This window comes from Mesorhizobium sp. M0621 (assembly GCF_040320745.1).
Taxonomy (GTDB): Bacteria; Pseudomonadota; Alphaproteobacteria; order Rhizobiales; family Rhizobiaceae; genus Mesorhizobium.
Window position 1 is genome coordinate 234,354 of sequence record NZ_JAMYQF010000001.1, and the last position, 16,063, is coordinate 250,416.

21 protein-coding genes are annotated in these 16,063 nt (G+C 61.9%); 11 read left to right on the forward strand and 10 right to left on the reverse strand.

Annotated elements, in window-relative coordinates; genetic code table 11:
• Positions 1–16 precede the first annotated feature (16 nt).
• From NKI38_RS01225 to NKI38_RS01250, 6 genes are all read right to left on the reverse strand, one after another.
• On the reverse strand, positions 17–262 hold the full coding sequence (locus tag NKI38_RS01225; RefSeq protein ID WP_023757387.1) for a YMGG-like glycine zipper-containing protein: 246 nt from the start codon (positions 260–262) through the stop codon (positions 17–19).
• 83 nt (positions 263–345) lie between these two features.
• Positions 346–708 carry a hypothetical protein gene (locus NKI38_RS01230; protein WP_352654101.1) on the reverse strand — a complete coding sequence of 121 codons (363 nt, stop codon included), beginning with the start codon at positions 706–708 and terminating at the stop codon, positions 346–348.
• A 73-nt stretch (positions 709–781) separates the two neighbouring features.
• Positions 782–1,105 (reverse strand): hypothetical protein, encoded by a 324-nt coding sequence (locus tag NKI38_RS01235; protein ID WP_352654103.1) that lies wholly within the window; start codon positions 1,103–1,105, stop codon positions 782–784.
• Positions 1,083–2,114, reverse strand: a complete 1,032-nt coding sequence (locus NKI38_RS01240) for a sensor histidine kinase (protein ID WP_352633372.1) — start codon at positions 2,112–2,114, stop codon at positions 1,083–1,085. Before NKI38_RS01240 ends, NKI38_RS01235 begins: the two co-directional genes overlap by 23 nt.
• Before the next feature lie 172 nt (positions 2,115–2,286).
• The gene (locus NKI38_RS01245; protein WP_091578592.1) at positions 2,287–2,454 is read right to left on the reverse strand and encodes a DUF1328 domain-containing protein; all 168 of its coding nucleotides are present in this window, start codon (positions 2,452–2,454) and stop codon (positions 2,287–2,289) included.
• Positions 2,455–2,697: 243 nt separating this feature from the next.
• Entirely contained in the window at positions 2,698–3,492 is a 795-nt protein-coding gene (locus NKI38_RS01250) for a response regulator (protein WP_352654105.1), read from the reverse strand.
• Between the two features lie 222 nt (positions 3,493–3,714).
• On the opposite strand from NKI38_RS01250, the gene NKI38_RS01255 reads away from it, so the two are divergent.
• On the forward strand, positions 3,715–3,918 hold the full coding sequence (locus NKI38_RS01255) for a NepR family anti-sigma factor (RefSeq protein WP_352633368.1): 204 nt from the start codon (positions 3,715–3,717) through the stop codon (positions 3,916–3,918).
• 3 nt (positions 3,919–3,921) lie between these two features.
• Positions 3,922–4,473 (forward strand): sigma-70 family RNA polymerase sigma factor, encoded by a 552-nt coding sequence (locus NKI38_RS01260; RefSeq protein ID WP_027037058.1) that lies wholly within the window; start codon positions 3,922–3,924, stop codon positions 4,471–4,473.
• A 38-nt stretch (positions 4,474–4,511) separates the two neighbouring features.
• On the opposite strand, the gene NKI38_RS01265 is transcribed toward NKI38_RS01260, so the two are convergent.
• On the reverse strand, positions 4,512–4,916 hold the full coding sequence (locus NKI38_RS01265; RefSeq protein WP_502899229.1) for a response regulator: 405 nt from the start codon (positions 4,914–4,916) through the stop codon (positions 4,512–4,514).
• Between the two features lie 125 nt (positions 4,917–5,041).
• On the opposite strand from NKI38_RS01265, the gene NKI38_RS01270 reads away from it, so the two are divergent.
• The 3 genes from NKI38_RS01270 (at position 5,042) to NKI38_RS01280 (ending at position 6,729) form a co-directional block, all read left to right on the forward strand.
• Positions 5,042–5,803: a Crp/Fnr family transcriptional regulator gene (locus tag NKI38_RS01270; protein WP_352654109.1), complete on the forward strand. Its 762-nt coding sequence runs from the start codon at positions 5,042–5,044 to the stop codon at positions 5,801–5,803.
• A 128-nt stretch (positions 5,804–5,931) separates the two neighbouring features.
• Positions 5,932–6,258 carry an ElaB/YgaM/YqjD family protein gene (locus tag NKI38_RS01275; protein WP_352654111.1) on the forward strand — a complete coding sequence of 109 codons (327 nt, stop codon included), beginning with the start codon at positions 5,932–5,934 and terminating at the stop codon, positions 6,256–6,258.
• A gap of 12 nt (positions 6,259–6,270) precedes the next feature.
• A complete protein-coding gene (locus NKI38_RS01280) occupies positions 6,271–6,729 on the forward strand; it encodes a hypothetical protein (RefSeq protein ID WP_352654113.1) in 459 nt (152 codons plus the stop codon).
• 78 nt (positions 6,730–6,807) lie between these two features.
• Here NKI38_RS01280 and NKI38_RS01285 read toward each other — a convergent pair whose 3' ends face one another.
• Positions 6,808–8,340, reverse strand: coding sequence for a sensor histidine kinase (locus NKI38_RS01285; protein WP_352654115.1), 1,533 nt, complete (start codon positions 8,338–8,340; stop codon positions 6,808–6,810).
• Positions 8,341–8,509: 169 nt separating this feature from the next.
• Between NKI38_RS01285 and NKI38_RS01290 the strand changes: the two genes are divergently transcribed.
• Entirely contained in the window at positions 8,510–8,683 is a 174-nt protein-coding gene (locus NKI38_RS01290) for a hypothetical protein (RefSeq protein ID WP_352633362.1), read from the forward strand.
• A 29-nt stretch (positions 8,684–8,712) separates the two neighbouring features.
• Here the strand turns inward: NKI38_RS01290 and NKI38_RS01295 are convergent, their stop codons facing one another.
• Positions 8,713–9,633, reverse strand: a complete 921-nt coding sequence (locus NKI38_RS01295) for a diacylglycerol/lipid kinase family protein (RefSeq protein ID WP_352654116.1) — start codon at positions 9,631–9,633, stop codon at positions 8,713–8,715.
• A gap of 243 nt (positions 9,634–9,876) precedes the next feature.
• On the opposite strand from NKI38_RS01295, the gene NKI38_RS01300 reads away from it, so the two are divergent.
• Positions 9,877–11,148, forward strand: a complete 1,272-nt coding sequence (locus tag NKI38_RS01300) for a PRC-barrel domain-containing protein (RefSeq protein WP_352654117.1) — start codon at positions 9,877–9,879, stop codon at positions 11,146–11,148.
• Between the two features lie 49 nt (positions 11,149–11,197).
• Here the strand turns inward: NKI38_RS01300 and NKI38_RS01305 are convergent, their stop codons facing one another.
• Entirely contained in the window at positions 11,198–12,763 is a 1,566-nt protein-coding gene (locus tag NKI38_RS01305; protein WP_352654118.1) for an alkaline phosphatase family protein, read from the reverse strand.
• A 228-nt stretch (positions 12,764–12,991) separates the two neighbouring features.
• On the opposite strand from NKI38_RS01305, the gene NKI38_RS01310 reads away from it, so the two are divergent.
• The 4 genes from NKI38_RS01310 to NKI38_RS01325 all read left to right on the forward strand — a co-directional run bounded on the left by NKI38_RS01310 (position 12,992) and on the right by NKI38_RS01325 (position 16,054).
• Entirely contained in the window at positions 12,992–13,924 is a 933-nt protein-coding gene (locus NKI38_RS01310) for a VOC family protein (RefSeq protein WP_352654120.1), read from the forward strand.
• 4 nt (positions 13,925–13,928) lie between these two features.
• Positions 13,929–14,549 carry an alpha/beta hydrolase gene (locus NKI38_RS01315; RefSeq protein ID WP_352654121.1) on the forward strand — a complete coding sequence of 207 codons (621 nt, stop codon included), beginning with the start codon at positions 13,929–13,931 and terminating at the stop codon, positions 14,547–14,549.
• A 2-nt stretch (positions 14,550–14,551) separates the two neighbouring features.
• Positions 14,552–14,851 carry a GNAT family N-acetyltransferase gene (locus NKI38_RS01320; RefSeq protein ID WP_109665182.1) on the forward strand — a complete coding sequence of 100 codons (300 nt, stop codon included), beginning with the start codon at positions 14,552–14,554 and terminating at the stop codon, positions 14,849–14,851.
• 144 nt (positions 14,852–14,995) lie between these two features.
• Positions 14,996–16,054, forward strand: coding sequence for a dipeptidase (locus tag NKI38_RS01325; protein WP_352654123.1), 1,059 nt, complete (start codon positions 14,996–14,998; stop codon positions 16,052–16,054).
• Positions 16,055–16,063: the final 9 nt, after the last annotated feature.

The following is a 16,063-nucleotide window of genomic DNA, read 5'->3' on the forward strand; positions in this document are numbered from 1 at the left end:
TTCGATTATCGCCGAACTAGTTGCAGCGAGCCGTGTAGATCCGGCCGCGATGATCGCGATACTGGCAATAGCCATTGCGCAGATTGCGCACCAGCAGGCCGGAACCTGCACCCACGGCCGCGCCGATTAGCGCGCCCTTGCCGCCGCCGACCAAGCCGCCGACACCGGCGCCAATCAAGCCGCCGCCAACCACGTCCTGTTCGGTCGAGGTGCAGCCACTGACCGCCACCACCGCAACCATGGCAATAATCATCTTCCGCATAGAGTCGCTCCTCACTTTGTGTCCTCACTTTAATAAGCTCCAACCGCCATTTAGCATGAAATGGAGGCCTTTGCTGCTGCAATCTATTGTTGGCGAAGATAGTCTTTTTCTGGGCGTACCGTGTTCGACGCTATCACGACGCTGGAAATCGCCAGTGAAGCGTCGAGCGCGCCGTCCGGATGCACATTCCAGACGATCTGGTCATAGTCGTCTTCCAGAGCCGGATCCACCGGAAGGCACTTGGCCATGATATGCTGAGCCTGTCCCTGAACATCGCTCATCGCAAACGGCCGTTCGGCAACGCATTGGTCGGCGGTTTCAAAGACACTTACAGGAACCTGGAGTTCACGGCAGTCGGTCATCATGTTCGAGCAGCCGATGACCAGAACAATGCAGCGATGTGTTCCATGGCGGAAAAGTCCTCTCGCCACAGTAACGGTCCACAATCTGCAAAGTTCCTGCACCGCAAGGTTCTTCAACCAATTAAGATGAGCGGCCAGCGCGCGCGGGGCGCTGACGTCAGTAACTCAGCTGGAAGAGCATGACTGCGAGTATGACCGCGGCCAGACCTAAGGCGAGAATGCGCATCGAGGCATGGGGGACAGGAGGCGGTGGCACGGATGCCTCGGAGTCTTCAAACTCGCCCATGGAGATACGAGCGGCCTGCTCCAGTTTGTTCATGTCGGCAACCGTCAAAGGCATTCCTTCCACACCATGCTGCAAGTCCTGCTGCGGAAATGTCCGACGATGCAACAGGTTCCAGCGGTGTCTGGGAAAAACAGCATCCGCTTTTATGGTGAACAGCCGGTTAAGGAGCCGCTCATTCCGTCTCGAAATTGCCATGCGGAACGACGAGACGGTATTCGAGGCGACCAGCCGCGATTTCAAGCGTCGCCGTGCCGTTCAGCGATGCCGGCACGACCCGTTCGAGTGCGACGCTGCCGAAGCGCTTCTCGCTACGCTGGTTGTCATTGGCTCCGATAGTCTCGGCCCAGGTCAGAGACAGAGAGGGCCCGGTATCGGCGACGGTCAGGTTGGCTGTAACCTCGACGAACCCATCCGGCCGCGACAGGGCGCCATAGCTCACCGAGTTGACGGCGAGTTCATGCATGGCGAGGCCGATATGCAGGGCAGCGTTGGGATTGAGATAGGGGTTTGCCCCCTGAAAACGCAGGCTGCGCACCGGATCCCCGCCGTAGCGGCCAACCTGGCCCGATACCAGTTCGCGAAGTGCGGCGCCCCGCCAATTGGAGGAGGTCACGAGATCCTGGGACGAAGCCAGCGACTGCAGCCGGCCGCGGAAGCGTGTCAGGAAATCACCGATGCCGTCGGAGTAGCGCCCGGTCTGGGTGGCTATGCTTTGAATGATCGCCAGCAGATTCTTCGAGCGATGACTGACTTCGCGCAACAGCGTCGTCAGGGTCTGCTCACGGCGTTTCTGCTCGGTCGTCTCGACCATCGTGGTGACGACGCCTTGCACCGTGCCGCCATCGCCGTGGTCGGCATCGATCCAGACTTGAAACCAGCGGATGCCATCCTCGACGGGAACGCTGATCTCGAGACGTTGCGGGGTGCCGGATGCAATGACGTCGCGCTTGGCCGAGCCAATGCGATCGGCCTGCGCCGCCGGCAGGATGCCGTTGCTGTCGGCGGCGTCGGAAACCCAAGGCGCGCGCATGTTGCGCGCCCATACGGTTTTCATCTCGCGATCCTGATAGAGCACGGAAATGCCGGCATTGTGCAACGCGTGGAGAAGAGCCCGGCCAAGCTGCATGCCGCTTTCGGCAGGATGCAGGGCGATCACTTCATCGCTTTGCACGTCGTCTTTCCTATCTCCGGTTCTGGAACGCATCGGCCAATCTGTCCACCCAACTCAGGCTGAACGGCTCACTGTTGAATGGGTTCCAAAAGAGAATTCCCGAAAACCAGCTCCAAAAGCGGTCCGCCGGACGGTGCCCTTTGCAGGATACCGCCCGGCGGTGGCTGGAAACCGTTTGAGGGGTGCGGCTTCCAGTGTCCGGTCCTCACGACGCCCGTTTGAACAGGCCGGCGAGGAGGGAAATAATCAGGAAGGCGAGAAAGATGAAGAACAATATCTGCGCTATCCCCGCAGACGTGCCGGCGATGCCGCCGAAACCAAGCGCGCCGGCGATGATTGCCACAACGAGAAATACGAGCGCCCAGTAAAGCATGGTTCATCTCCTTCGAATGGTGCGATGAAAACGTGGGTGGATGCGGTTTGTTCCACCCTTTGCCGAAAAAGACGATGCTTGCAAATCGTTCGGAGCCGGAGGCGCAGGAATTTCGCCGTTGCCGCCCGATGCGTGCATCAGGGAGCACGAAGTGAAGAACTGATGAATTTGAAGATCTGGAGAAAATCGGCGAGCGAGGCTATCGCCTTGGGTTCGTCAATTCCTCCACTCCTCCATTCCCGACTATGCGGCGGCTTTCGCCTGGCGATCGAAGAACAGCGCCTGGCTGATCAGCGCCTTGACCATGTCGGGATTGAACGGCTTGGTGACCAGGAAGGCCGGTTCGGGACGTTCGCCGGTCAACAGACGCTCGGGAAAGGCGGTGATGAAGATGACCGGCACCGATGTCGACGACAGGATCTCGTTCACGGCCTCGATGCCCGAACTGCCGTCAGCGAGCTGGATGTCGGCCAGTACCATCTTCGGCCGTGTCTTGCCGAACATCATCACCGCCTCGGCATGGGTGCGCGCCGTTCCGACAACGCGGTGCCCGAGGCTCTCGACCATTTCCTCTATATCCATGGCGATCAGCGGTTCATCCTCGATGATCAGCACTTCGGTTGCCACCTGGCGGGATATCTCGTTGCTTGCCTGTGCCAGCAGCTCTGAAAACTCCTGATCGCCGACATCGAGGATCTCGGCTGCCTCGTCCTCGCTGAAACCTTCGACGGCGACGAGCAGGAAGGCCTGGCGGGGGAGCGGCGCAAGCGCATTCAGATTGGCGGCGGCGCGCTGTTCCCATGCCGATTGCGCCTGCTCCTGCGGGACGCGGATGGCGACCGATGTGAACAGCTTGGCGAAAACCTTGTACAGCGCGATGCGGTCGCTCGAGGCCTCGGGAAAGATATCGACATCGGCGATGATGGCTTCGAGCATCGCGGCGACCAGCGCGTCGCCACTTTCCTGCGATCCGGAAACGGCCCGCGAGAAGCGGCGCAGGAATGGCAGGTGTGGTGCGATGGTGGCGGATAAGCTCATGATAAGACGTCTCCCTCAGAATGACGTGATTGCATAGATTGCAGGTCAAGCTGATTGCAAGCCCAGTTAAGAAACGCCGTTCCTGAGAAAAAGTTCCGGTTTAGATGGAACTAATGCGGGGGAGCGGCGTTTGGATGCCGGGATGGGCAACCAGACGAGGGGGCCGCTTGCGTTGTGTTGAGTCTGTTGTGAGCGGCTTGGTGCTGGGAATATAAGGGCAAAATGAAGGATATGACGAAAGATATTCTAGCTGGCGCCGCGGGCAGGCGCCGGAACGGTTCCGGTGACGCCCTCGGGCCGAACTCCGAAATCGGACGCAAACTCAAACAATATTACGACGAGCTGGTCTCCGACGATGTGCCGGATCGCTTTGCCCAGTTGCTCAGCCAACTGGAACGGGCCGAACCCGCACAGAAGAAGGACTGAAGCATGGCAGCGGTCTCCCAAGGCTTCAAGACCGATCTGCTTGGGGCGATCCCGAGCTTGCGCGCCTTTGCCGTGTCGCTGACGCAGAATGCCGACAAGGCGGACGATCTCGTCCAGGAAACGCTGGTCAAAGCGTGGGACAAGCATGAGAGCTTCCAGCCCGGTACCAACCTCAAAGCATGGCTTTTCACCATCCTGCGCAATGAATTCTATTCGCAGATGCGCAAACGCGGGCGCGAAGTGCAGGATAGCGACGGCATCATGACGGCCAGGCTGGCCGTTCATCCGGCCCAGCATGGCCAGCTCGATCTGAAGGATTTTCGCGGCGCCCTCGAACAACTGCCGGAGGACCAGCGCGAAGCCATCATCCTTATCGGTGCGTCGGGTTTCTCCTACGAGGAGGCCGCCGAGATTTGCGGTTGCGCGGTCGGGACGATCAAGAGCCGCGTCAGCCGGGCCCGCACGCGCTTGCAGGAGATCCTGAAAATATCAGGCGAAGACGAGTATGGTCCGGATGCGATTTCGGCCCAGGTAACGGGCTCGCCGGCCAGCTGACCTGCGATCGCCAGGCGCGATCCGCAAGGGTCCGGATCTCAATTGGGAGAAGCACGTCCGCAGGCCGCCGCCACCGCTTGCACGAGGTCTTCACCCGAATAGGGTTTGCCGACCAGCCTGACGCCCGGAAACGATGCCTTGATTTCATCGGCATCCGAATAGCCCGACGCAAACACGAAAGGTACGCCTGCCGCGCGCAACCCCGAAGCGAAATCGAGTGTCGAGGCACCGCCCAGCATAAGGTCGACGATGGCGGCATCGAATTGCATGGCGACCTCCCTGCCATCGACCTCGGTCAGATCGCGGGCGATCACCACCTCACCGGCGCCGTGGTCACGGCAAAGCTGCTCGACATCCATGGCGATAAGAAATTCGTCCTCCAGGACGAGAATCCGCAATCCGTCAAGCAATGTGGGCACAGGCAAGGACTCCTCGAAACGCATAGACTCATGATCGCTAATTGGCGTGCTGTCATTTAAAAAAGACATGTGGCCGGCGGCGGAACCTCAATCCTTGCAACGCGTTGAAATGCAGCCTTCCAAAGAGCGGGCTTTCGAAGAGGGGCGAAATGTCAGCTCAGGAGAATCGCGCTTTCTCCAATCGTAAGTATCCTTGCGAGAACTGCCCATTGCGGTCGTTGCCGGTTTTCCGTGACTTCGAAAAACAGGAACTGGCCTTCATCGGCAAATTCAAGAAAGGCGAACTCGCCGTCGACAAGGGCGCAACCGTCCTGGTGGAGGGAAGCCATAGCGCCCATCTCTACACCGTGCTCTCGGGCTGGGCGTTCCGCTACAAGCTGTTGCGGGACGGCCGCCGCCAGATCCTCAACTATCTCATGCCCGGCGATCTGATCGGCCTGCAAGGCAGCGTGATGGGCGAGATGCAGCATTCCGTCGAGGCCCTGTCACCGATGCTGTTGTGCGTTTTTGAGCGCGAGTATCTGCACGAACTCTACCGCAATCATCCCGGGCTGGCTTATGACATCACCTGGATCGCATCGCGCGAGGAACGCATGCTGGACGAGAATCTGCTCAGCCTCGGGCGTCGCAGCGCAATCGAGCGCGCCGCCTATCTTCTCGCCTTCATCGGCAGCCGGGCCAAGGTCGTCGGGCTGAACGGCAAGCAGGCCATCCAGATACCGATCACGCAACAACACATCGCCGACACGCTCGGCTTGTCGCTGGTTCATACCAACAAGACAATCCGCAAGCTGATGGATCGCAAGCTGGTCGTCTGGCGCGACGGCGGCTGCGAGGTCATCGACGACGAAGGGCTCAAGCGGCTGGCCGGCTGGGAAGGGTTGGGGGAGGCGCGCCGGCCGCTGATCTGACCAAGCGCTTTTTTACCATATCGGCGGACGGGGTGCGCGCCGATGCGTTTTCGGCTAGTTTGTCCCTGGTGTCGGAACCTTGAGACATGCGGCGCGTTTGAAATCAAGCAATCACAAGGAGTTAAGCAATGGCAACTGCCGCAGGAAAGACCGCAAACGACGCCCGTGCAAATGCAGACCTTGAAGCCGACATCAGGCAGTTGAAGGCCGATATCGACAAGCTCACCAAGCAGTTGGCCAAGACCGGCGAGCATGGCTATGGCACAGCCCGCCGTGCGGCCACCGAAGGGGTCGAGCAGCTGCGTGCGCAGGGCGAAGCTGCCTTCGACAGTCTGCGCAGCAACGCCAAGGATATCGAAGCGCAGATGATGGCCAGCGTGCGCGAAAAGCCGGTGACGTCACTGGCGATCGCTGCCGGCGTTGGCTTCCTCTTCGCGCTTCTCGCGCGTCGCTAATCGCATCCTCAGATGGGAATGCTCGCATCCCTGATTTCCGGCCTGGCGTCGGGCGAAACCGTTGCCGCCATGCGCCGGGCGCGCACGGCGGCAATCGTCTATGGGCTCGCCCTGTCGGCAGCGCTCTGTGGTCTCGGGTTTCTGGTCGGCGCAGCCTATATCTGGGCGGCGATGCGCTACGGGTCGCTTGCCGCCGCGCTGGGCTTTGGCGCCGGTTTCCTGGTGCTTGCCGGGCTGATCCTGCTGATTTACCAGATATCCGCTGGTTCGCGCGCCCGGCGCCGGGCACAACGACGCAACGCGGAAATGAAAGCAATCGGCATCACCGCTGCGCTCGCCGTGCTGCCGACGCTGCTCAAGGGAAAGGGCGGTCTCGGCGTCATCCTGGGTCCGGCCGTAGCGCTCGCGGCTTACGCTATCTATCGTGAGAACGTGAAATCCGACGATCCGGATGAGAGCGAGCGGAAATGAGCCTTTTGGCCTTTCCGTTTGATCATGATCCCGAAACCGGCTCTTGCTTCGCCGATTTCGGGTTTGGGGTCAGGTCCGTCACTTCGACAGATCTTCCAGAGGCATCGATATTTCGGCAAACACGCCTTCCGGCCGGAACTCGTGGGTCACTTCGCTTGAAATCACCTTGGCAAGGCTGCGGCGGATGAGGATCGAGCCGAAACCGTGTCGCTCCGGCGGGGCGACTTGAGGACCGCCGCTTTCGCGCCAGGTCAGGACCAGGCGTCGAGCACCCTTCCTGCCCTGCGTCCTCCAGTCGAGATCAACCTTGCCTGATACCACCGACAGCGATCCATATTGCAACGCATTGCTGCCCAGTTCATGCAGGATCAGGCCAAGCCCGACGGCCTGGTCCGGCGACAGCAGCAAGTCATCGCCGGAGATCGTCATGCGCGGCTGCTCTGCCGTTTCGAAAGGCCTGACTTCGATCTGGACGAGTTCACGAATGCCGATGCCGCGCCACTCGCGGTCGGACAACAAATTGTGGGCGATGCCCAGGGCCTGAAGCCGGGCGCCAAAGGCTTCGAGGAATTCGCTCGGCTGGCGGGCATGGCGCACGGTCTGCGTCGCCAGTGCCTGGACGGTCGCCAGCGTGTTCTTGACGCGGTGGTTGAGCTCGCGCAGCAGCAGCCGTTGCCGCTCGTCGCCAAGCTTGCGCTCCGATATGTCGTAGTTGACGCCGAAGATCAGCGTCGGCTTGCCATCGCCGTTGCGCTCGATGACACGGCCGCGCGTGGCGAGCCAGCGTGGCGGATGAAAGCCCTTCACCCGGTATTCGCCGAAATAGTCGTCGCTGCCGGTCAAGGCGTCGCGAAAGCGGGTTTCGGTCTGGTAGACGTCGCGCGGGTCGATGGCGGTGAGGATGTCGCGTGCTCGCAGCCGGTTCGAGCGTGGCAGGTTGAACAGCTCCGACAGCAAGGTGTCGCATTCGATGGTATCAGTGCGGATGTCCCACGCCCAGCTGGCGAGCGACGCCGCATCGAGCGCGATGGCGCGCCGCTTTTCCTCCCGCACCAGTGCGGCCTCGGCGATGGCGCCGCTGCGAGTCGCGTCCTTCAAGGTGAGCAGGCTGGCGGCGAGGCCGGCGAGCGCCTTCAACTGGTCGAGCTCGGTGCGGGATGGAAAGGCACGCGGCTTGCGGTCGAGCACGCACAGCGTGCCGATGCGGGCACCTGCGACGATCATCGGCGCGCCGGCATAGAAGCGGACATGGTGCTTGCCGGTGACCAGCGGGTTGGCCTTGAAACGGGGGTCCGTCGTTGCATCCGCGACCACCATCGGCTCGTCGCCGGCGGCAATCGCATGGGCGCAGAAGGAGATGTCGGTCGCGGCTTCGGTCTCGTCCAGGCCGAGGCAGGATTTGAACCATTGCCGCTCATGGCCGACGAGCGTGACCAGGGCGATCGGCACCTGCATCGCCGCCGCGGCAAGGCTGCTGATGCGGTCGAAATCCGGGTCAGCAGCCGTATCCAGCATCTCCAGCCCGTGCAGCACGGCCAGCCGGTCTTGATCCTTGATCGCGCGTGCAACTTCGGCCGGCAGGCCCGGCAACGTTTCTGCCTTACTATTCACCAAGCCCCCAATGCCCCGTCTTGGCCTGCCCCCGTCTCGGCCTTCGTTCCCGCGCCGTCCTGCCGATCAGGAGCAGCCCGCCGATCCGGAACCATCCTAGCAAGGAACCGTTACCTGACCATGTCGTGCCAGATGCGTCAGCTGGTGCAAAACAAGACAAGGACCGACCATGGCCAAGATCATTCCCGAGAACAAAGCGCGTCAGGGGCGATGGGGCTGGCACGGCCTGCGCATTTTGATTGCCGCGCTGCTCCTGGCCTTCGCTGCCTGGGGCATCGCTGAAATCTATGGTGAATTGGTCAAGACGCCGGCGACGGAGCAAGGAAGCGCGCCAAGCGGCTAGATTTTCGGGCTTCGTCGTTCGAGGTCGCATCAGGCAGCCTTTGCCTCGGCGAGGCTGGCCGGCACCAGGACATTCAGTGCGCCAGGCCGGATTTCGATTGTCGTTTCACGATCGAGCTTGACCAGTTCTCCATCCATCACGGCGCGAAACTTGCTGCTCCCCGAATGGATTTTCAGGACCGTTCTGTTCGCCTGATGGATTTCGACATGTTCATTGTCGCGCCATTTGCCGCGCGCCATGTTGAAGAAGAACTTGACCAGCTCGGCGCGCTGCTGCGCCACCGTGACATAGACGCCAAGCACGCCGCCGGCCGGGTTGTCAGCGTAGGGCAGGTGGCCTTCGCCGAACAGATTGTTGGTGATGCCGATGCCGGTGATGCGGGCCGCCATCTCGGCTTCGCCGATGCTGAGCGTCACGTTCATCGCCGGTGGATTGTTGATTGTCGCCCAGGCTGCCTTGGCCGAGGCGCGGATCTTTCCCAGACGCGAACCGAATTCCATCTTCTGGCGCAGTTGCACCATTTTCGCGTGCATGCCGATCGAAAACTGATGAACGAAGGGCCGGCCGTTGGCCGTGGCCATATCGACTGCGATAATTTCGCCGTTGGCGAAGGACTCCAGCGCGGCATCGAGGGACTGCGGAATACCCAACCCACGAGCGAACAGGTTCATGGTGCCGGCCGGCAATATGGCAAGCGCCTTCTTCGTGCCCATCAGCCGAGCAGCCGCGGCGGAAATGGTCCCGTCGCCGCCACCGGCCAGCACGACATCGACGGAACGGCATGAAGCCGCTCCGTCGAGCGTTTCCACTACATCCTTGCCGGCGACAATCTCGATGCTGAGAGAGTGCCCCGACGCCTCCAGCGTCTGATGCATCCTTTCTGAGAAAGCGGCAAGGTCGATAGTGCGCAACGTGCCGCCATCCCGGTTCAGCACCGCTGCAAATTTCATGCCCCGCTCCGTCGCTCGGGCCGGCACAGACCCAGCCAACGGCTGAAACGCGACGAAGCGGGAAAGGTTCCGTTTTGAAAGCAGCCAATACCGGCTCCGTCCTTCAGTAGCCGCGCATCCGCGCCCGCGTTTTTGTCGGAACAACAGCATGCTCACAACGTTGTGAAATTGTAGATGACGCCGCGTCCGAACTCCCTAAGCGACGGTTGCGGCTCACGAAATTACGCACGAGGAGAGACTGACATGATCCGCAATCTTTTAGCCACGACTGCAATCGCAACCCTGGTCGCGACCGGGGCTTACGCGCAGACTGCGACAACCCCGGCGCCGGCGCAGACGCCCGCCGTTCAGGAGCCGGCCGCTGCCCCGGTGCGTGCCGAGGGCAGCATCGTCACCAATATCATCGGTGAATCCGTCTATAACGGCACCGGCGACGACGCCGAGAACATCGGCAAGGTCAGCGACGTCGTCTTCGACAAGGATGGACAGGCGAAATCCGTCGTCATCGGCGTCGGCGGCTTCCTGGGTGTCGGAGCGAAGAATGTTGCTTTCGACTATGCCAAGCTGCAATGGGCCGAAAAGAACGGTGACCGCTGGCTGGTTGCCCAGACGACCAAGGACGAGTTGGCGGCGCAGGCAGAATTCGACAGCAAGCCCTACGCTCCGCCTCCTGCGCCAACCGCATCGACCGATGCCACGGCGCCGACCGCGCCCGCGACGACGGATACAGCGCAGAAACCTGTCGACATGAATGCCCCTCCGGCGGAACCTGTGAAGCGCGCCGATGGCAACCTTGCCACCAACATCATCGGGGAAACCGTCTACAATGGCACCGGTGATGACGCGCAGAACATCGGCAGCGTCAACGACATCGTGCTGACCAAGGAAGGCAAGGCCGAGTCCCTGGTCATCGGCGTCGGTGGTTTCCTTGGCCTCGGAGCCAAGAATGTCACCTATGATTTCAACAAGGCCCAGTGGGCCGAGAAGAATGGCGACCGCTGGCTGGTAGCCCAGACCACCAAGGAAGAGCTGCAGGCGCAGCCGGATTTCAACCGCAAGGCCTATGACCCGCTGCCGGCAACGACGGCTTCCAATGCGCCTCCAGCAACCGCACCGGCCGCGGCGACGGCTCCTGATCAGACTCCTGACCAGACAAAGACCGCAGCCATCGACAAGTCCGCGCTGACCGAAATGCCGGTTGGTGAGATCCGCGCCGACGATCTGAAGGGCACCACCGTCTACGGTGCCAACGATGCCAAGGTCGGCGTGATCGGCGACGTCGTCTTGACCCCCGACAAAAAACCCGATGCCGTGATCGTCGATGTCGGCGGCTTCCTCGGCATTGGCGCGAAGGAAGTCGCGGTCGGTATGGATAATCTCAAATTCATGACCGACAAGGACGGCAACAAGTATCTCTACACGACCTTCACCAAGGAACAGCTCGAGGCTCAAACCGCCTATGACAAGGGCAGCTATGCCGAGAGGCGCGATCAGCAGCGCATGATTGTGCGGTAGGCAGTAGGCAGTAGGCAGTAGGCAGTAGGCAGTAGGCAAGCCCTATTCCCTACTGCCTATTCCCCTCACTGACATGTCCAACCACGCCGTGCTCCGTCAGCTCTGCCAGTGCCAGCGACTGGTCGAGATGTTCGGCTCGCCAGGCGAGCAGCCGTTCGGCGAACTCCAGGCGCACGACGAGATAGGCTGGATCGGCGGCCAGATTGTTCAACTCGCCCCTATCATTTTCCAGATCGAACAGCAGCGGCGGCAGGCCGCCACCGAAATGGACATATTTGAATTTTTCCGTGCGGATGACGGCGAGGTTGCATTGGCGTGAGTTGATGCCGAAATGGCGTTCGGCCTCACCATCGGCAATCGAGCGGAAATCGAACTCCCAATGCGCGGCATCGCGCCAGGCTGCAGGGTTCGCTCCGTCCAGGAACGACCTCAGCGAGTGGCCGTCGAGATGTGGCGCGGGAGCCTCGCCGAGCAGGTCGAGAAGCGTCGGCACAATGTCGACCGCTTCGGTGAAGCGGTCGACGCTGCCGCCGGCCGCCTTGCGGTGGTGCGGATCGCGGATGATCAGCGGAATGTGGTAGCTGCCATCGAAGTAGCCGCCCTTGCCCAGCATGAAATGGTCGCCCATCATCTCGGCATGGTCCGATGTCAGCACGATGATGGTGTCGTCCCACGCGCCCGCGGCCTTGACCGCTTGCCAGATGCGGCCGAGCTGCGCGTCGACCTCGGAGATCATGCCGTAGTAGATCCCGCGGATGCGGCGAAAGTCGTCATCGCTCCAGTCGTGCACCCTGCCACTGGCGTCGGGACGGAACTTGGCCTGCTTCTGCCGGCCAATGTCATAGGCGAGATAGGGATGGCTTTCCGCCTCTTCCTGCCAGCTTGCCGCCCGCTGGAAGGCGGGGCCGTCCGCTGGTTCATACAGCGTGTTGTAGGGCTCCGGGACGATGAAGGGCGGGTGCGGGCTGATGAACGAAAGATGCGCGAACCACGGCGCGGCGCGCTCCTGCTCGCCGAGCCAGCGCGTGAATTCGCCGGTCAGGAAGGCGGCCAGCGTTTCATCCCTGGCGTAAACGGGTGGCGCGTTGCTGACGGATGCGCTGGCCTTGCCTTGGGTCACCGGGCGGTGGATGTCGGGAGATCCGGCGCTGGTGTCGATACCTCGCTGCTTCAGCCAGGATAGCCACTGTTTCTGATGCTCGGGCAGCAGCTGGCGCACCGTAAAGCCCGGCAGCACGCCTTCATAGCTTTGCAGCCGCGGGTCGCCCGGCGCCAGCAGGCGCGGGTCGAGCGACACGTCGGTGTAGCCGAACAGCGTCGGATCATAGCCAAGGCCGCGCGCATGCAACGCGATGTTGCCGTGACGGGCGTCAAGCGGCGTGCCGTTGCGGCAGACGCGGTTGTTCATCTGGTAGAGGCCGGTGTAGAGGCAGGCGCGGGCCGGCGAGCAGGGCGCGGCGCCGCCATAGTGCCGCTTGAACAGCACTCCTTCGGCGGCGAGCGCATCGGCATTCGGCGTCTTCACAACCGGATGGCCCGCGGCCGACAGACAATCGCCCCGCCACTGGTCGCACGTGATCAGGAGAATATTAGGCCGCCTGGCTTTTCCAGTCACTCGCGATAGCCCTTGTCCCTGGATGGTCGAACGCCGCTCATGGAACCGAATTCCGGTGACGGCGCAAGCGTGTCCTGCGGGCTAATTGGTGAACAGTCTTCCTTCAATTGTTCACTTTTACAGCACAGTCCATTCTGTATTTGCCGCCTTTGCCTAAAGCGCTCGCATCCTCATATTGGCGTGGACAGCGGCGAGTGCCGCACAAGCACCAAGGGAAGGAGCAAGACAATGCTCGACCAGATCAAGGGCCTGCATCACGTCACATCAATGGCCAGGGATGCCCGGCAGAACAATGAGTTCTTCACCCAAAAGCTCGGCCAGCGCCGGGTCAAGAAGACTGTCAATTTCGACGCGCCCGATGTTTACCACCTCTACTATGGCGACGAATCCGGGACGCCCGGTTCGGTGATGACCTATTTCCCGTTCCCCAACATCGGCAAGGGCCGTCATGGCGTCGGTGAGGTCGGCACCACGGTCTATTCGGTGCCGGAAGGCACGCTTGCCTATTGGGAAAAGCGTTTTGCCGATGAAGGCGTCACCGGCGTGTCGCGCGAAGAGACATTCGGCGAGAAGCGTCTGGCCTTTTCCGGTCCCGATGGCGACGGTTTCGCGCTGGTCGAGGACAAGGCGGATAGCAGAGCGCCCTGGGCGAAAGGCGGCATCCCTGCTGATGAGGCGATCCGCGGCTTCCACTCGGTGTCGCTCCGGCTGAAGGATGGCGGTGCCACAGAGGAGCTTTTGAAATTCATGGGCTACGAGGAGATCGAGAAATCAGGCAACGTCAGGCGGCTCGCTGTGAAGAACGGCAACGGCGCCGATGTCGTCGATATCGAATCGCTGCCGACCACGGCCTTCGCCGATCTCGGCGCCGGCTCAGTCCACCATGTCGCCTTCGCCGTCGAGAACCGTGCCAAGCAGCTCGAAGTGCGCAAGGCGTTGATGGACACCGGCTATGGGGTGACGCCGGTGATCGATCGCGATTATTTCTGGGCGATCTATTTCCGCACACCGGGTGGCGTGCTGTTCGAAGTCGCCACCAACGAGCCGGGTTTCGATCGCGATGAGGATACCGCTCATCTCGGCGAGGCGCTGAAGCTGCCGACGCAGCACCAGCACCTGCGACCCTATCTCGAACAGCATCTGCAGAAGCTGGAAGGCTGAGACCATGAGCAAGGACGCGTACATCCACAAGCTGCTGCCCGGTTCGCCGGGCGGTCCGTTGCTGTTCGTCTTCCATGGCACGGGGGCCGATGAAAACCAGCTTCTGTCGCTGGGGCGCGATCTCGCGCCCCAGGCAACCATCGTCTCGCCGCGCGGCGACGTGTCGGAACAAGGTGCGGCACGCTTCTTTCGCCGCACCGGCGAGGGCGTTTACGATATGGACGACCTGACGCGGGCGACGGACAAGATGGCAGGCTTCGTCAACACGCATGTCGAGGCTGCGAAGCCATCGGCCGTGCTCGGTCTCGGCTACTCCAACGGCGCCAACATCCTGGCCTCGGTGGTGTTTGCGACACCGGCACAGTTCGACGCTGCGGTGCTGATGCATCCGCTGATCCCGTTCGAACCTGAGGTCAAGGGCAGTCTCGCTGGCCGCCATATTCTGCTGACCGCCGGCAAGCACGATCCGATCTGCCCACCGAACCTGACCACGCGGCTCGAAGCTTATTTGCGTGCCGACGGCGCCGATGTCACAGTGGAATGGCATGAAGGCGGGCACGAGGTGCGGCCAAACGAGATCGAGGCGGCACGACGGTTCTTTGCCGATGCTGCCCAAGGAGTATAGCGATGCCGGATCAACTGCCTGAGATCGAACTGGAGGATCGCGGTTCCAAGGGTCGCTACGTCCTTCGCGGGCCCGGTGGCGCCGAAGCCGAGATGACCTTCACCAAGATCGGCGAGCACCAGATCATCATCGATCACACTGAGGTGCCGGACGCGTTTCGCGGCCAAGGCGCCGGGCTTCGGCTCGTCACCCGCGCCGTCGAGGATGCGCGTGCGGCAGGCAAGAAGATCATCCCGCTCTGCCCATTCGCCAACGCCCAGTTCCGCCGCCATCAGGAATGGGCCGACGTGCTGAAGCGGTAGGGATTTCGTCGCTCGTAAACGGCGCGACAAGCGGCTGCCATCCCAGCGGGGGTGGCTTTGGCATTTGCGCGGGTGGCGCATCCTGCCTATGTAGATATGATCCATCTCAGCCCCTTGCCGACAAACCAACCGAATGATCCCCCTATGACCGAAACCGACCTCGTTCCCGTCTTCGACGGCCACAACGATACGTTGCTCAGACTCTATCAGTCGAAAGACACCGATGTCGAAAAGCTGTTCATCGAGGGGAAATCGGGCGGCCATATCGACCTGCCGCGTGCCAAAGCCGGCGGCTTTGCCGGCGGCATGTTCGCCATCTTTCCGCCGCCTGTCGAGAAATCCAGGCGCAGCGCCGTGCCCTTGGCGCCGAGTGATGCCGAGCCGTTGCCGCCCGAGGTTCCGCGCAATGACGCGCTGACCTCGACGATCGCCATGGCCTCGATCCTGTTTCGGCTGGAACGGGCCGGAGCGCTCACCGTCTGCCGCAGCGCCGGCGACGTGCGCAACGCCATGGCGCAAGGTTCGATCGCGGCGGTGTTCCACATCGAAGGGGTCGAGGCGATCGATCCCGAACTCACCATGCTCGACGTGCTCCACGCTGCCGGCCTGCGCTCGCTCGGCATCGTCTGGAGCCGGCCGAACGCCTTCGGTCACGGCGTGCCGTTCCGCTTTCCGTCCTCGCCCGACACCGGGCCCGGCCTGACCGATGCCGGCAAGGCGCTGGTCAAGGCCTGCAATCAGCTGAAGATCATGATCGACCTGTCGCATCTCAACGAGAAAGGTTTTCGTGATGTCGCCGCACTCAGCGACGCGCCGCTGGTCGCCACCCATTCCAACGTGCACGCGATCTGCGGTCATTCGCGCAATCTCACCGACTGGCAGCTCGGCGCGATCCGCGAGTCCGGCGGCATGGTCGGGCTGAACTTCGCCACCGGCTTCCTGCGCGAGGACGGGCGAATGAATGCCGACACCAGCCTCGACATCATGGTGCGCCATGTCGATTCGCTGCTGCAGGCGCTGGGTGAAGACGGCGTTGGCCTTGGCTCGGATTTCGACGGGGCCATGATCCCGGCCGTCATCGGCGACGTTGCCGGCCTGCCGAAGCTGCTCGATGCTTTTTCGGCACGGGGTTTCGGCCGTGCGCTGATCGAAAAGATCGCCTATCGCAACTGGCTCGGCGTGCTGGAAAAGACAATTGGATAGCGCTTAGCG

Bases quoted from the DNA above. Each gene is read 5' to 3' on its own strand.
- NKI38_RS01280 (WP_352654113.1), top strand. From the start codon at position 6,271: ATGGGAATGCTCGCATCCCTGATTTCCGGCCTGGCGTCGGGCGAAACC.
- NKI38_RS01250 (WP_352654105.1), bottom strand. From the start codon at position 3,492: ATGAGCTTATCCGCCACCATCGCACCACACCTGCCATTCCTGCGCCGC.
- NKI38_RS01245 (WP_091578592.1), bottom strand. From the start codon at position 2,454: ATGCTTTACTGGGCGCTCGTATTTCTCGTTGTGGCAATCATCGCCGGC.
- NKI38_RS01265 (WP_502899229.1), bottom strand. From the start codon at position 4,916: ATGCGTTTCGAGGAGTCCTTGCCTGTGCCCACATTGCTTGACGGATTG.
- NKI38_RS01295 (WP_352654116.1), bottom strand. From the start codon at position 9,633: ATGAAATTTGCAGCGGTGCTGAACCGGGATGGCGGCACGTTGCGCACT.
- NKI38_RS01275 (WP_352654111.1), top strand. From the start codon at position 5,932: ATGGCAACTGCCGCAGGAAAGACCGCAAACGACGCCCGTGCAAATGCA.
- NKI38_RS01225 (WP_023757387.1), bottom strand. From the start codon at position 262: ATGCGGAAGATGATTATTGCCATGGTTGCGGTGGTGGCGGTCAGTGGC.
- NKI38_RS01240 (WP_352633372.1), bottom strand. From the start codon at position 2,114: ATGCGTTCCAGAACCGGAGATAGGAAAGACGACGTGCAAAGCGATGAA.
- NKI38_RS01310 (WP_352654120.1), top strand. From the start codon at position 12,992: ATGCTCGACCAGATCAAGGGCCTGCATCACGTCACATCAATGGCCAGG.
- NKI38_RS01320 (WP_109665182.1), top strand. From the start codon at position 14,552: ATGCCGGATCAACTGCCTGAGATCGAACTGGAGGATCGCGGTTCCAAG.
- NKI38_RS01315 (WP_352654121.1), top strand. From the start codon at position 13,929: ATGAGCAAGGACGCGTACATCCACAAGCTGCTGCCCGGTTCGCCGGGC.
- NKI38_RS01290 (WP_352633362.1), top strand. From the start codon at position 8,510: ATGGCCAAGATCATTCCCGAGAACAAAGCGCGTCAGGGGCGATGGGGC.
- NKI38_RS01255 (WP_352633368.1), top strand. From the start codon at position 3,715: ATGAAGGATATGACGAAAGATATTCTAGCTGGCGCCGCGGGCAGGCGC.
- NKI38_RS01325 (WP_352654123.1), top strand. From the start codon at position 14,996: ATGACCGAAACCGACCTCGTTCCCGTCTTCGACGGCCACAACGATACG.
- NKI38_RS01300 (WP_352654117.1), top strand. From the start codon at position 9,877: ATGATCCGCAATCTTTTAGCCACGACTGCAATCGCAACCCTGGTCGCG.
- NKI38_RS01270 (WP_352654109.1), top strand. From the start codon at position 5,042: ATGTCAGCTCAGGAGAATCGCGCTTTCTCCAATCGTAAGTATCCTTGC.
- NKI38_RS01260 (WP_027037058.1), top strand. From the start codon at position 3,922: ATGGCAGCGGTCTCCCAAGGCTTCAAGACCGATCTGCTTGGGGCGATC.
- NKI38_RS01235 (WP_352654103.1), bottom strand. From the start codon at position 1,105: ATGGCAATTTCGAGACGGAATGAGCGGCTCCTTAACCGGCTGTTCACC.